Source organism: Methylobacterium sp. J-118 (genome assembly GCF_057836565.1).
On sequence record NZ_JBYQFA010000001.1, the window covers coordinates 5,847,165 to 5,862,769 of the forward strand.

Genomic DNA, 15,605 nt, shown 5'->3' on the forward strand with positions numbered 1-15,605 from the left:
AGAGGGGGCGAGTCGTGGCTGTTGACTACGCGACGCAAAACATCTCCGGCACCGAGTCGGACGGATATATCTCCGGCGCGACGGTGTTCGCGGACGCGAACGGGAACGGCGTCTACGATTCGGGTGAGGCGAGCGCGATCACGAACGCTCTTGGGCAGTTCTTCCTGCAGAACGCCTCTGGCCCCCTCGTCGCGACGGGCGGCGTCGATACCTCGACCGGTCTGGCGATCACGACGACTCTCACGGCACCGGCGAGCGCGACGGTCATCACGCCGCTGACGACGCTCGTCAGCGCGCTGCTGCCGTCAAATGCCACCGCGGCCGACGTCGCAGCAGCGGAGAGCACTGTCGCCAAGGGTCTTGGGATCACGCTCGCGTCGGGCCAGAGCCTCCTGACCTTGGATCCCGTCGCGGGCACGCTCAGCGGCGACGCGGCCGCGACGCAGACTTACATCGCCGGCGCCAAGGTGCTGGACACGATCTCGGTCTTGGGCGCCGGCCTGAGCAGCCAGGGAGGCGTTTCGGCGGCCGCGGCCACCAACAGCGTCGCCGCAGCGCTCGCGCACCAAATACAGGCGTCGGCGGGCTCCGGGCAGGCCCTGAGTCTGAGCGCTGCCTCGACGCTGCAGAACGTCGTCGCCGCGGCGGCGACGTCGGCGGGCGCCAACATCAGCACCGGAGCCGCTTCGAGCATCAGCACCATCGCGGCTTCCAGCAACACCGCCCTAGACACCGCCGCCACCGGCGCGGGTGGGGGCCAACAGCTCCTGAGCTCGAGCGCCGCCGTGCAGCAGGTGGCGCAGGGCGCGACCACGTCGGCGCTGTCGAGCGTCCCGGCCGGGCAGTCGCTGTCGTCCGTCGAGACGCAGTACACCGGCTCGAATTTGAGCAACGCGATCGGCTCGGCGACCGTCGGAAGCGGGGGCTCGGGCTCGAGTCCGGTCTCGACCACGGTGGGCACCGGCCCGGACCATCTGGTGCTCAAGGTCAGCCAGGACGCCTACCAGGGCGACGCGCAGTATACGGTCTCAGTCGACGGTCAACAGATCGGCGGCACCCTGACCGCAAGCGGCGCGCACGTCGCCGGTTCGACCGCGCAGGACGATACTGTCACCGTGCAGGGCAGCTTCGGCGCGGGTCCGCACACGGTCAGCGTCAACTTCCTCAACGACGCCTACAACGGCCCGGGCAACGACAGAAATCTGTACGTCGACTCCGCGAGCTACAACGGCGCGGCCGTCCCCGACAGCAGCCTGAGCCTACTCCAATGGGGCACACAGGGATTCACCGTGCCGCAGGGCACGAGCACGAGCACGCCGGGCACTGGAACATCGGGTTCTGGCACACCGGGCACCGGTATATCGGGCGGCGGCTCGAGTCCGGTCTCGACCACGGTGGGCACCGGCCCGGACCATCTGGTGCTCAAGGTCAGCCAGGACGCCTACCAGGGCGACGCGCAGTATACGGTCTCAGTCGACGGTCAACAGATCGGCGGCACCCTGACCGCAAGCGGCGCGCACGTGGCCGGTTCGACCGCGCAGGACGATACTGTCACCGTGCAGGGCAGCTTCGGCGCGGGTCCGCACACGGTCAGCGTCAACTTCCTCAACGACGCCTACAACGGCCCGGGCAACGACAGAAATCTGTACGTCGACTCCGCGAGCTACAACGGCGCGGCCGTCCCCGACAGCAGCCTGAGCCTACTCCAATGGGGCACACAGGGATTCACCGTGCCACAGGGCACGAGCACGCTGGCGAGCGGGACGAGCACGCTGGCGAGCGGGACGAGCACGCTGGCGAGCGGGACGAGCACGCTGGCGAGCGGGACGAGCACGCTGGCGAGCGGGACGAGCACGCTGGCGAGCGGGACGAGCACGCTGGCGAGCGGGACGAGCACGCTGGCGAGCGGGACGAGCACGCTGACGAGCGGGACGAGCACCACTCACGACACGATGGCAAGCGGCTCCAGCTACAGTCACAGCTATCTCACGGGCGGTCAAAGCACCTTATATAACGGACCGGCTGGCGACACCCTTTATGGAGGGTTAGGCGCTGGCGCCCACGACACGCTAACCGCCGGCAGCGGCAACGATCTTCTGTCCGTACAATACGGCAACAACGTACTTCAGGCCGGCGCAGGTCTCGACACGCTCCAGGGCGGGAGTGGGCACGACACAATGTACGGCGGTGGTCAGAGTGTGCTTAACGCAGGGTCTGGCGGCGACACGCTCTATGGGGGCCTCACTTCTGGAGCACACGACACCCTTAATAGCGGAGCTGGAAACGATCTTCTCACCGTCACCCAAGGCGATAACGTTCTCTTTGGGGGCGCAGGCGTCGACACACTTCAAGGTGGCAGCGGACATGACACCCTATATGGCGGTGGTCAAAGTGCCATAACTGCTGGCTCTGGTGGAGATACCCTGTATGGCGGCCTTGGCAGCGCGGCACACGACACCTTAATGGGCGGTGCCGGAAACGACTATCTGGCCGTGAAGCAAGGGAACAACGCACTATACGCTTCCGGGGGAATGGACACGCTAAACGCTGGGTCCGGCAACGATACGCTCTACGCTGGGTCAAGCAACGCAAAGCTTTATGGCGGCTCGGGGCACACAACCTTTGAAATTAGTGCATCTACCGGGAATGACACTATTGTCGGCGGATCCGGTTCCAGCATCGTGAACATCGCCGGCCATAATTCGACAGATGCTAAATACACGGCGAATAACGACGGTTCGACAACGATCATGTTCGGCGAGGGCTCTCAATCTGTGACGGTAACGAACATCGACACACTGCATTTTGATGGTAACAACACCGATCATAAGATAAGCTAAATAGGTCGGCCAGATTTGGAGCCGGATCAAAATTCGACGATTAAACTGAAAAAAGGGGTGGTTAAAACCACCCCTTTTTTTCATCAAACGACCGCCACACTCTCAGCTTACTAAACTGTTGATGCGCGGTTCACCGCTAGCGCTGAGTCACAGTTTAACATGCGGTCTTTCTTCGCAATATCTGAAGAGCTAGAATCAGCGGGTCTTCTGATGAAACAAGTAGCTCAGTCCCAATCAACGGCGGTCGACGCCACTCTTTCGGGATTTGCCGCTCTAAATTGCCTCACAATTGTCGCCAGGCACCACGGAATTCACCTATCACCAAAACAAATTATGCGAGATAATCAACTCGGGTCTGCGAAAATTACGCCGAACGTTTTGCTTAGCTGCGCCGAACAAGCCGGGCTCCGCGGAAAGCTCCTTAGTTTAAGATGGCGAAACTTACTTAATTTACGGCGCGCGCTTCCGGCCATCATTTATCTCAAGAACGACACACCGATGGTTCTGACGCGGATCGAAGCGACCGATGCACTGGAACAAGTAATCCTTCTCGATCCTGACGCGCCCGAAGATGCGCCGCTTATTCTCGACCGTGTGCGGCTGGAAGAGACATGGGGCGGAGAAACTCTTCTCCTAAAGCGAGATTATAGTATCAAGGACGAGGAGCAGCCGTTTGGCATTGGATTAATTTCCTCGCTAATCTTTCGCGAGCGACGTATACTTAGAGACATTATAGTTTCAGCCGTCGCTCTAAGTCTGCTATCCTTAGTGCCAATTCTATTCTTCCGTCTGATGACGGATCGGGTGATTACACATCATGCCATGAGTACCTTCGCAGTGCTTTGCTTAGCTTTGGCGCTATGTATCGTGTTCGAGACAGTGTTCTCAGCGTCGCGGCGTGCTCTACTGCTTCACCTTACGACCCGCGTTGACGTAAAGCTATCAACCCTTATATTTGAGCGCGTATTGCGGCAGCCAGTGGAGCTATTTGAGACTACACCGGTCGGTCTAATCGCGAGAAACATGTACGAGGCTCAAAAAATCCGTGTATTTCTGAGCAATCAGCTGCTCGGAACAATGTTAGATAGTATTTGTCTTATCATATTTATTCCGGTGATGTTTATCTATAGCCCTCTTCTCACGCTAATTGTCCTCGTATGCTGCGCTTTAATTGTGGCCTGGACGATGGCAATGCTGCCTGCCGCGAGTCGGCGCTCGAGCGCTCTAATTGCGGCGGAGGGGATCCGCGGCTCCTTTATTGTTCAGACCCTTCAAGGAATCCGAACGATCAAATCACTGGCCTTAGAGTCCCGCCAAATCCACCAATATGAGGTTCATGTGGCACGTAGCGCGAGCCTGCGCACCAAAGAAGGTTACCTGGCAAATCTAATTCAATCAGCCATTTTGCCTGTCGAACGCTTCATGATATCCGGAACACTTGCAGTTGGTGTCTATGCGGCACTGGAGTCAAATAATTCTGCAGCTGTCGCTGAAATATTTATGTTTCTCTTATTAAGCCAAAGAGTCGTCGGCCCTATGCGGCAAATGGCACAATTAGTTGAGCAGTATGAGGAAGCAAAGTCTTCCGTCCATCTTGTAAGCTCAATGATAAACAACGCTCCTGAAGATATGCGATCAGGACAAGGGGTCCGCCAGCCACTAACCGGCAAGCTCGAATTCTCATCGGTACGTTTTCAGTACCGCGGCGCAACAAGTCCAGCATTAGATCAGGTGTCATTTGAGGTGCCGGCCGGGAGTACTCTAGGAATAATGGGTCGGAGCGGCTCAGGTAAAACAACCGTGACACGGCTGCTGCAGCGCCTCCATTCAGACTATGATGGCCTCATAAAGATCGACGGGATAGACGTTCGGGAATATGCATTGGACCACCTTCGCGGAAGCCTCGGAGTGGTTTTGCAAGATAATTTCTTATTCGCTGGATCGATTCGAGATAATATTGCCGCAGCAAAGGCAGATGCAACTTTCGACGAAGTGGTCAGAGCAGCAAGAATGGCCGGGGCCGAAGAATTTATCGATCGGCTTCCGAGCGGTTATGATACTTATGTTAATGAAGGCTCTACTAATCTTTCTGGCGGTCAGAGGCAGCGTATAGCAATTGCGCGCGCACTTATCACAAATCCTCGCATTCTTATTCTTGACGAGGCTACGAGTGCTCTCGATCCAGACAGTGAAGCGATTGTGAACGCTAACTTAAAACGCATCGCGGAAGGTCGTACAGTAATCGTAATATCTCATCGTTTGTCGTCGCTGGTATCTTCAGACGCAATTCTTGTATTGGAGCGCGGACGAGTGCACGATATTGGGAAGCATGCTGAACTTCTGGATCGATGCGATATTTATCGAGACCTGTGGAATCAGCAAAATGCTTCGACACGCCGCGCTGATCCCAAACTGCGGATTGCGAGTTAGAAGGGTTGTCATGAGAAAAAATTCAGTCGACCTCGATCTTCGGCGTTTTCAATCCGAAATTGATGAGGTACGAGAGGCGCCAGAACCAATCATTCTGCGCGTCACTGTCTGGATCGCGACAGGCGTCCTGTTGATATGTATCGCGTTCGCTGCCGTCGCGCGCGTAGATCGTGTCGTTACTAGTGACCGCGGCAGGATCGTTCCTGCCAAAGGCGCAATTTTATTTCAAGCACTCGACAACTCGCTAATTAAATCTCTGGACGTCCGTGAGGGTGATCGCGTTACGAAAGGACAGTTGCTAGCGACACTTGATCCGACGTTCGCGGAGGCTGACGTGGTGCAGCTTGAGCAGCAACTTATGAGCCTGGATGCGCAGATCGCTCGGGCAAAAGCGGAGCAGCAGGGGGTGATGTATGCTCCGAAGACAGTCGACCCGCTGAAGGATCAGTATGCCATTTTGCAGAAAAACCTTTATGAGCAGCGCGCATCTCAGCTCAAATCACAAATATTCAGCTATGATCAGAAGATTGCACAGACACAGGCTACCATTCAACGTCTTCAGGGTAGCGAAGCGCGATATAAAGAGCGGGAAAAAATTTCGCAACAGATTGAGGGAATGCGTCAGACACTCGTTGAAAAACAGGCGGGCAGTTTACTTAACTTGCTTACTGCTAGCGACTCTCGACTGGAAATGCTAAGGATGATGGAAGATGGACAGAACAGCCTGGTGGAGGCACGTCACCAGATTGCGTCGCTAACGGCCGACCGGGACGCTTTTGTTCAGCAGTGGATGTCTACAAGTAGTCAGGATTTGGTGGCCGCTCAGGGCACGCGCGATACTGTTGTAGCGCAACTAGCCAAAGCGGCGCGACACAAGGATTTGGTGAGGCTCATCGCGCCCGAGGATGCGATTGTCCTGACCCGCGCCAAAGTCTCGGTAGGATCGGTGCTGAAAGAAGGCGAGACACTACTCACGATTGTGGCCGAGAATTCGCCGATCGAGGCTGAACTGAATATTTCAGCAAGAGAGATTGGATTTGTGCGAGCTGGCGACAATGTGTCTATCAAAATAGACGCCTTCCCGTTTGTTGAGCATGGTCTAGCATTAGGAAAATTGAGTTGGATAAGTGAGGGGGCATTCTCGCTTGATGAAGATGGTAAGCCAGTGGAGCCTTTTTATAAAGCTCGTGTCGTTATTGGTGAGATGCGCTTTGTTCGTGTGCCGGCCACTTTTCGGCTTATCCCAGGTATGACATTGAACGCAGACATTCATATAGGGCAGCGGTCTGTTCTTGGATATCTGGTCGGTGGAGCAACATATGGCGTGAACGAGGCTATGCGGGAGCCATGAGATTTCATGGTTTCGTCGATTGGGTACGTCAGCTTTGGGCTCATTTCCGGTTTTTCAGGTCAAATCGACTCATGCGGCTGGGACGTGCTGCGTCGGCGCACCGCTACATCGCGGCCGCTGCACGCTTAGGGCATGTTGAAGCAATTTACCGGCTTGGCCTGAGCTACAGTCAGGGCTTGGGGTGTACTCGGACCGGAAGTGAAGCAGTACGGTGGTTTGAGATAGCCGCCGAAGCAGGGCATCGGGATGCACAATTTGAATTAGGTGTTGCCCTTTTGGCTGATCATGAGCTCGAGTGGTGTACTGGCTTATCTGCTCGGTGGGCGGAGGCCTCGCTTCAAAGGGGTGGGTTAGCAAGTGAAATTGTTTTCCCGCGTGGGTTGTCGATCAATAAGAATAATGATCACGCGTATATCTGGCTCCGCCGATCAGCTGAAGCAGGCAAGCCGGAAGCTCAAGCCAATGTTGGCTGGCTGTTATTGAAAGGTATTGGATGTGAGTCTTCGCCTAGCGAGGCCCGGCATTGGCTTATGTTAGCGGTTGGTCAAGACATAGGTCAAGCTGCGCTTGGGTTGGCTGAGTTGTTCGGTGACGACAGGTTGGGCGAATTCGATTTGCTTCAGCGCAAACATTGGTTGCAAAAAGCGGCAGATTTAGGCAATGTATCCGCGGCATTTCAATTGGGGATTGCGCTTCGCGTAAGTCCACAGTCTGAATCGGATAAAGAAAAAGCTGAGGGATATCTAGTGTTTGCGGCTGCGCGCAAGCACAGCGGAGCAGCCTATGAGATGGGGGTCGTGTTAATTCAGCGAAGCGAAAACCAAGGGGAAATAGAGCGTGCTGCTGAATATTTCCGATCTGCAGCTAAGATGGGTCATGTCGAGGCTTCTTTCGTCCTTGGGTGTTTATACAGTCGTGGTGAGAAGCTAAGATTGGATCTTCGAGAGGCAGCTGATTGGTTTCGCCGCGCGGCTGATGCGGGGCATGTGGAGGCGCAGTTTCAGATCGGATGTCTTTTCGCTCGAGGTGAGGGTATTCCGAAGGACTTGGTGCACGCCGCGCGTTATTTTGAAATGAGTGCTAATGGTGGCCATTTGGCGGCGGCTCTCAATACGGGAGTTTTCTATGAAACGGGCGAAGGGGTGGATCAGGATGTAAATAAAGCTATTGAGTGGCTTAGGGTTGCTGCGAGTGGCGGCTTGCCGCAAGCCCAGGTCCGACTAGCTCATCTGCTTGGCTCTGGGATGGCTGGTTCTCATGATACAGCTTCTGCGGTTGAATTCTTCGAACTTGCCGTAAAACAGAACGATGTTGAAGGGGAAGTTGCCCTCGCTCGATTATTGATCGCGGAGCAAAAAGGAGAGGCGCCTGACCGTGCTGTCGCGCTACTAAAAAGTGCGCTGTCTAAAGGGCATTTGGGCGCGGCGGAGTTTGTTCTGTCTAGCTCGTTTGCTACTATAAAGTTCGACGCTGCGGTCGTAGCTGCACTGGACGTTTTGAAATTTGCGGCTGCTGCGGGGTCAGCGCGCGCAATGACTCTCTTGGCGATTGAATTACTTCACGGCCGGCATTTGACGAACAACGTTCTGGAAGCCGAACGTTTGCTGTCGAGAGCGTCTGAATTAGGTGATCCAATTGCTAATTTTGAGCTGGGCGTATTTTATTGCAAGCGCAATCGTGATTCGGACGATCTTTCTCGGGGACTTCGGTATTATATCCGAGGCGCCGAGCTTGGTCACATCGTTGCGCAATATAACGCCGGGATCATGATGCTGAATGGCTACGGTGCTGCTCAGGACGTCGATCGAGCTTCCCAGTATTTGATTTCTGCAGCTGCTCATGGTCTAGATCAAGCAAAAGCAGCTCTTGAAAAGTTTGGCAAGCAGTCATCTCGTCATATCCCGGGTAATACAACTGTTGAGTTAGACAAAATTCATTAATCTACTTCGTTCTTGGCTTTCGGAATCATCTAAATCGTTACTAAAAAGCTTCTTCTGTTTGCCTCGCCTTCGGTTGGATAGTGCTTGCGGAAATATTAGGCAGGTTGTTTACATGCAGGTCATCGAGACCGAGATCCCGGACGTGAAGCGCATCGTGCCCAAGCGCCTGGGCGATGCGCGCGGCTGGTTCTCCGAGACGTTCCGGGTGGACGCGCTGGGGCGGGCCGGCATCGCCAACACCTTCGTTCAGGACAATCAGTCCTTCTCGGCCCCGCAGGGCACGATCCGCGGCCTGCACTTCCAGATCGCCCCGCGCGCCCAAGCCAAGCTCATCCGCGTGCTGCAGGGCGCAATCCTGGACGTGGCGGTCGATATCCGCAGCGCCTCGCCGACCTTCGGCAGGTTCGTAGCCGTGACCCTCGACGCCAAGACGGGCACGCAGCTCTTCATCCCGCACGGCTTCGCCCACGGCTTCTGCACCCTCACGCCCGACGTGATGGTCGCCTACAAGGTCGACGACTATTACAGCCCCGAGCACGACCGGTCGCTCGCCTGGAACGATCCCGAGATCGGGATCCCGTGGCCGGTCTCGGGCGATGGTGCGATCCTGTCCGACAAGGACCGCCGCGCCCCCCGGCTCACCGAGCTCGGGCGCGCCTTTTGACCGGCCAAGCCGTAATTTTGTCACGGCGCGCAGCCTTCTGCTGCCCCGCCATCCCGTTTCCGACCCGTCCGAGGAGGTAATCCGCCATGCGCATCCTGGTGACCGGAGGCTGCGGCTTCATCGGCTCGGCGCTGGTGCTGCACCTCGTCGAGGATCTCGGCCACGAGGTCTGCACCTTCGACGCGATGACCTATGCGGCCAATCCAATCTCCCTGGCGCCGCTCGCCGACAACCCGCGCCACCGCTGGGTCGAGGCCGATATCTGCGACCGCGCCGCCGTGCAGACGGCGTTGGCCGAGTTCCGCCCCCAGGCCGTGATGCACCTCGCTGCCGAGAGCCACGTCGACCGCTCGATCACCGATCCGGGCGCCTTCGTGCGCACCAACGTGATCGGCACCCAGACGATGCTGGACGGGGCCCGCGGGTATTATGAATCCCTGCCGGAGGCGGACAAAAAGAGCTTCCGGTTCCTCCACGTCTCCACCGACGAGGTCTACGGCTCGCTGCCGCCGGATGCGTTCTTCACCGAGGAGAGCCGCTACGACCCGCGCTCGCCGTAGCTCGGCGGTGCGCACCGTAGCCATTCAGCATCATGATCCCGGCGTTATATTGCGCAGCCGCAAATTTCAAAACGTCCAGTGCAGCTACGACCGCAGCGTCGAACTTTATAGTAGCAAACGAGCTAGACAGAACAAACTCCGCCGCGCCCAAATGCCCTTTAGACAGCGCACTTTTTAGTAGCGCGACAGCACGGTCAGGCGCCTCTCCTTTTTGCTCCGCGATCAATAATCGAGCGAGGGCAACTTCCCCTTCAACATCGTTCTGTTTTACGGCAAGTTCGAAGAATTCAACCGCAGAAGCTGTATCATGAGAACCAGCCATCCCAGAGCCAAGCAGATGAGCTAGTCGGACCTGGGCTTGCGGCAAGCCGCCACTCGCAGCAACCCTAAGCCACTCAATAGCTTTATTTACATCCTGATCCACCCCTTCGCCCGTTTCATAGAAAACTCCCGTATTGAGAGCCGCCGCCAAATGGCCACCATTAGCACTCATTTCAAAATAACGCGCGGCGTGCACCAAGTCCTTCGGAATACCCTCACCTCGAGCGAAAAGACATCCGATCTGAAACTGCGCCTCCACATGCCCCGCATCAGCCGCGCGGCGAAACCAATCAGCTGCCTCTCGAAGATCCAATCTTAGCTTCTCACCACGACTGTATAAACACCCAAGGACGAAAGAAGCCTCGACATGACCCATCTTAGCTGCAGATCGGAAATATTCAGCAGCACGCTCTATTTCCCCTTGGTTTTCGCTTCGCTGAATTAACACGACCCCCATCTCATAGGCTGCTCCGCTGTGCTTGCGCGCAGCCGCAAACACTAGATATCCCTCAGCTTTTTCTTTATCCGATTCAGACTGTGGACTTACGCGAAGCGCAATCCCCAATTGAAATGCCGCGGATACATTGCCTAAATCTGCCGCTTTTTGCAACCAATGTTTGCGCTGAAGCAAATCGAATTCGCCCAACCTGTCGTCACCGAACAACTCAGCCAACCCAAGCGCAGCTTGACCTATGTCTTGACCAACCGCTAACATAAGCCAATGCCGGGCCTCGCTAGGCGAAGACTCACATCCAATACCTTTCAATAACAGCCAGCCAACATTGGCTTGAGCTTCCGGCTTGCCTGCTTCAGCTGATCGGCGGAGCCAGATATACGCGTGATCATTATTCTTATTGATCGACAACCCACGCGGGAAAACAATTTCACTTGCTAACCCACCCCTTTGAAGCGAGGCCTCCGCCCACCGAGCAGATAAGCCAGTACACCACTCGAGCTCATGATCAGCCAAAAGGGCAACACCTAATTCAAATTGTGCATCCCGATGCCCTGCTTCGGCGGCTATCTCAAACCACCGTACTGCTTCACTTCCGGTCCGAGTACACCCCAAGCCCTGACTGTAGCTCAGGCCAAGCCGGTAAATTGCTTCAACATGCCCTAAGCGTGCAGCGGCCGCGATGTAGCGGTGCGCCGACGCAGCACGTCCCAGCCGCATGAGTCGATTTGACCTGAAAAACCGGAAATGAGCCCAAAGCTGACGTACCCAATCGACGAAACCATGAAATCTCATGGCTCCCGCATAGCCTCGTTCACGCCATATGTTGCTCCACCGACCAGATATCCAAGAACAGACCGCTGCCCTATATGAATGTCTGCGTTCAATGTCATACCTGGGATAAGCCGAAAAGTGGCCGGCACACGAACAAAGCGCATCTCACCAATAACGACACGAGCTTTATAAAAAGGCTCCACTGGCTTACCATCTTCATCAAGCGAGAATGCCCCCTCACTTATCCAACTCAATTTTCCTAATGCTAGACCATGCTCAACAAACGGGAAGGCGTCTATTTTGATAGACACATTGTCGCCAGCTCGCACAAATCCAATCTCTCTTGCTGAAATATTCAGTTCAGCCTCGATCGGCGAATTCTCGGCCACAATCGTGAGTAGTGTCTCGCCTTCTTTCAGCACCGATCCTACCGAGACTTTGGCGCGGGTCAGGACAATCGCATCCTCGGGCGCGATGAGCCTCACCAAATCCTTGTGTCGCGCCGCTTTGGCTAGTTGCGCTACAACAGTATCGCGCGTGCCCTGAGCGGCCACCAAATCCTGACTACTTGTAGACATCCACTGCTGAACAAAAGCGTCCCGGTCGGCCGTTAGCGACGCAATCTGGTGACGTGCCTCCACCAGGCTGTTCTGTCCATCTTCCATCATCCTTAGCATTTCCAGTCGAGAGTCGCTAGCAGTAAGCAAGTTAAGTAAACTGCCCGCCTGTTTTTCAACGAGTGTCTGACGCATTCCCTCAATCTGTTGCGAAATTTTTTCCCGCTCTTTATATCGCGCTTCGCTACCCTGAAGACGTTGAATGGTAGCCTGTGTCTGTGCAATCTTCTGATCATAGCTGAATATTTGTGATTTGAGCTGAGATGCGCGCTGCTCATAAAGGTTTTTCTGCAAAATGGCATACTGATCCTTCAGCGGGTCGACTGTCTTCGGAGCATACATCACCCCCTGCTGCTCCGCTTTTGCCCGAGCGATCTGCGCATCCAGGCTCATAAGTTGCTGCTCAAGCTGCACCACGTCAGCCTCCGCGAACGTCGGATCAAGTGTCGCTAGCAACTGTCCTTTCGTAACGCGATCACCCTCACGGACGTCCAGAGATTTAATTAGCGAGTTGTCGAGTGCTTGAAATAAAATTGCGCCTTTGGCAGGAACGATCCTGCCGCGGTCACTAGTAACGACACGATCTACGCGCGCGACGGCAGCGAACGCGATACATATCAACAGGACGCCTGTCGCGATCCAGACAGTGACGCGCAGAATGATTGGTTCTGGCGCCTCTCGTACCTCATCAATTTCGGATTGAAAACGCCGAAGATCGAGGTCGACTGAATTTTTTCTCATGACAACCCTTCTAACTCGCAATCCGCAGTTTGGGATCAGCGCGGCGTGTCGAAGCATTTTGCTGATTCCACAGGTCTCGATAAATATCGCATCGATCCAGAAGTTCAGCATGCTTCCCAATATCGTGCACTCGTCCGCGCTCCAATACAAGAATTGCGTCTGAAGATACCAGCGACGACAAACGATGAGATATTACGATTACTGTACGACCTTCCGCGATGCGTTTTAAGTTAGCGTTCACAATCGCTTCACTGTCTGGATCGAGAGCACTCGTAGCCTCGTCAAGAATAAGAATGCGAGGATTTGTGATAAGTGCGCGCGCAATTGCTATACGCTGCCTCTGACCGCCAGAAAGATTAGTAGAGCCTTCATTAACATAAGTATCATAACCGCTCGGAAGCCGATCGATAAATTCTTCGGCCCCGGCCATTCTTGCTGCTCTGACCACTTCGTCGAAAGTTGCATCTGCCTTTGCTGCGGCAATATTATCTCGAATCGATCCAGCGAATAAGAAATTATCTTGCAAAACCACTCCGAGGCTTCCGCGAAGGTGGTCCAATGCATATTCCCGAACGTCTATCCCGTCGATCTTTATGAGGCCATCATAGTCTGAATGGAGGCGCTGCAGCAGCCGTGTCACGGTTGTTTTACCTGAGCCGCTCCGACCCATTATTCCTAGAGTACTCCCGGCCGGCACCTCAAATGACACCTGATCTAATGCTGGACTTGTTGCGCCGCGGTACTGAAAACGTACCGATGAGAATTCGAGCTTGCCGGTTAGTGGCTGGCGGACCCCTTGTCCTGATCGCATATCTTCAGGAGCGTTGTTTATCATTGAGCTTACAAGATGGACGGAAGACTTTGCTTCCTCATACTGCTCAACTAATTGTGCCATTTGCCGCATAGGGCCGACGACTCTTTGGCTTAATAAGAGAAACATAAATATTTCAGCGACAGCTGCAGAATTATTTGACTCCAGTGCCGCATAGACACCAACTGCAAGTGTTCCGGATATCATGAAGCGTTCGACAGGCAAAATGGCTGATTGAATTAGATTTGCCAGGTAACCTTCTTTGGTGCGCAGGCTCGCGCTACGTGCCACATGAACCTCATATTGGTGGATTTGGCGGGACTCTAAGGCCAGTGATTTGATCGTTCGGATTCCTTGAAGGGTCTGAACAATAAAGGAGCCGCGGATCCCCTCCGCCGCAATTAGAGCGCTCGAGCGCCGACTCGCGGCAGGCAGCATTGCCATCGTCCAGGCCACAATTAAAGCGCAGCATACGAGGACAATTAGCGTGAGAAGAGGGCTATAGATAAACATCACCGGAATAAATATGATAAGACAAATACTATCTAACATTGTTCCGAGCAGCTGATTGCTCAGAAATACACGGATTTTTTGAGCCTCGTACATGTTTCTCGCGATTAGACCGACCGGTGTAGTCTCAAATAGCTCCACTGGCTGCCGCAATACGCGCTCAAATATAAGGGTTGATAGCTTTACGTCAACGCGGGTCGTAAGGTGAAGCAGTAGAGCACGCCGCGACGCTGAGAACACTGTCTCGAACACGATACATAGCGCCAAAGCTAAGCAAAGCACTGCGAAGGTACTCATGGCATGATGTGTAATCACCCGATCCGTCATCAGACGGAAGAATAGAATTGGCACTAAGGATAGCAGACTTAGAGCGACGGCTGAAACTATAATGTCTCTAAGTATACGTCGCTCGCGAAAGATTAGCGAGGAAATTAATCCAATGCCAAACGGCTGCTCCTCGTCCTTGATACTATAATCTCGCTTTAGGAGAAGAGTTTCTCCGCCCCATGTCTCTTCCAGCCGCACACGGTCGAGAATAAGCGGCGCATCTTCGGGCGCGTCAGGATCGAGAAGGATTACTTGTTCCAGTGCATCGGTCGCTTCGATCCGCGTCAGAACCATCGGTGTGTCGTTCTTGAGATAAATGATGGCCGGAAGCGCGCGCCGTAAATTAAGTAAGTTTCGCCATCTTAAACTAAGGAGCTTTCCGCGGAGCCCGGCTTGTTCGGCGCAGCTAAGCAAAACGTTCGGCGTAATTTTCGCAGACCCGAGTTGATTATCTCGCATAATTTGTTTTGGTGATAGGTGAATTCCGTGGTGCCTGGCGACAATTGTGAGGCAATTTAGAGCGGCAAATCCCGAAAGAGTGGCGTCGACCGCCGTTGATTGGGACTGAGCTACTTGTTTCATCAGAAGACCCGCTGATTCTAGCTCTTCAGATATTGCGAAGAAAGACCGCATGTTAAACTGTGACTCAGCGCTAGCGGTGAACCGCGCATCAACAGTTTAGTAAGCTGAGAGTGTGGCGGTCGTTTGATGAAAAAAAGGGGTGGTTTTAACCACCCCTTTTTTCAGTTTAATCGTCGAATTTTGATCCGGCTCCAAATCTGGCCGACCTATTTAGCTTATCTTATGATCGGTGTTGTTACCATCAAAATGCAGTGTGTCGATGTTCGTTACCGTCACAGATTGAGAGCCCTCGCCGAACATGATCGTTGTCGAACCGTCGTTATTCGCCGTGTATTTAGCATCTGTCGAATTATGGCCGGCGATGTTCACGATGCTGGAACCGGATCCGCCGACAATAGTGTCATTCCCGGTAGATGCACTAATTTCAAAGGTTGTGTGCCCCGAGCCGCCATAAAGCTTTGCGTTGCTTGACCCAGCGTAGAGCGTATCGTTGCCGGACCCAGCGTTTAGCGTGTCCATTCCCCCGGAAGCGTATAGTGCGTTGTTCCCTTGCTTCACGGCCAGATAGTCGTTTCCGGCACCGCCCATTAAGGTGTCGTGTGCCGCGCTGCCAAGGCCGCCATACAGGGTATCTCCACCAGAGCCAGCAGTTATGGCACTTTGACCACCGCCATATAGGGTGT

The 15,605-nt window shown here is 54.7% G+C and carries 9 protein-coding genes and 1 pseudogene; 6 read left to right on the forward strand and 4 right to left on the reverse strand.

What is annotated here, in order from left to right; genetic code table 11:
* The first annotated feature begins 14 nt into the window (after nt 1–14).
* From AC3IF3_RS28485 to AC3IF3_RS28510, 6 genes and pseudogenes are all read left to right on the forward strand, one after another.
* Complete coding sequence (locus tag AC3IF3_RS28485; protein ID WP_489231199.1) at nt 15–2,840, forward strand: beta strand repeat-containing protein; 2,826 nt, start codon at nt 15–17, stop codon at nt 2,838–2,840.
* 159 nt (nt 2,841–2,999) lie between these two features.
* The gene (locus AC3IF3_RS28490; RefSeq protein WP_489231200.1) at nt 3,000–5,270 is read left to right on the forward strand and encodes a peptidase domain-containing ABC transporter; all 2,271 of its coding nucleotides are present in this window, start codon (nt 3,000–3,002) and stop codon (nt 5,268–5,270) included.
* A complete protein-coding gene (locus AC3IF3_RS28495) occupies nt 5,170–6,621 on the forward strand; it encodes an HlyD family type I secretion periplasmic adaptor subunit (RefSeq protein ID WP_489226577.1) in 1,452 nt (483 codons plus the stop codon). Before AC3IF3_RS28490 ends, AC3IF3_RS28495 begins: the two co-directional genes overlap by 101 nt.
* A gap of 71 nt (nt 6,622–6,692) precedes the next feature.
* Nucleotides 6,693–8,561, forward strand: coding sequence for a tetratricopeptide repeat protein (locus tag AC3IF3_RS28500; protein WP_489226579.1), 1,869 nt, complete (start codon nt 6,693–6,695; stop codon nt 8,559–8,561).
* A 112-nt stretch (nt 8,562–8,673) separates the two neighbouring features.
* Nucleotides 8,674–9,225 (forward strand): dTDP-4-dehydrorhamnose 3,5-epimerase, encoded by a 552-nt coding sequence (rfbC, locus tag AC3IF3_RS28505; RefSeq protein ID WP_489226581.1) that lies wholly within the window; start codon nt 8,674–8,676, stop codon nt 9,223–9,225.
* An 86-nt stretch (nt 9,226–9,311) separates the two neighbouring features.
* Nucleotides 9,312–9,782 (forward strand): annotated as a pseudogene (locus AC3IF3_RS28510) (dTDP-glucose 4,6-dehydratase); the annotation flags it as partial.
* Here AC3IF3_RS28510 and AC3IF3_RS28515 read toward each other — a convergent pair.
* The 4 genes from AC3IF3_RS28515 to AC3IF3_RS28530 all read right to left on the reverse strand — a co-directional run.
* Nucleotides 9,748–11,355 (reverse strand): tetratricopeptide repeat protein, encoded by a 1,608-nt coding sequence (locus AC3IF3_RS28515; RefSeq protein ID WP_489231201.1) that lies wholly within the window; start codon nt 11,353–11,355, stop codon nt 9,748–9,750. The pseudogene AC3IF3_RS28510 and the gene AC3IF3_RS28515 sit on opposite strands and share 35 nt — an antisense overlap.
* Nucleotides 11,352–12,803 carry an HlyD family type I secretion periplasmic adaptor subunit gene (locus tag AC3IF3_RS28520; RefSeq protein ID WP_489226577.1) on the reverse strand — a complete coding sequence of 484 codons (1,452 nt, stop codon included), beginning with the start codon at nt 12,801–12,803 and terminating at the stop codon, nt 11,352–11,354. The genes AC3IF3_RS28515 and AC3IF3_RS28520 overlap by 4 nt, the downstream gene beginning before the upstream one ends.
* On the reverse strand, nt 12,703–14,973 hold the full coding sequence (locus tag AC3IF3_RS28525; RefSeq protein WP_489231200.1) for a peptidase domain-containing ABC transporter: 2,271 nt from the start codon (nt 14,971–14,973) through the stop codon (nt 12,703–12,705). The genes AC3IF3_RS28520 and AC3IF3_RS28525 overlap by 101 nt, the downstream gene beginning before the upstream one ends.
* Nucleotides 14,974–15,132: 159 nt before the next feature.
* Nucleotides 15,133–15,605, reverse strand: a 473-nt coding sequence (locus AC3IF3_RS28530) for a calcium-binding protein (protein ID WP_489231202.1), incomplete at its 5' end; no start/stop codon positions are given.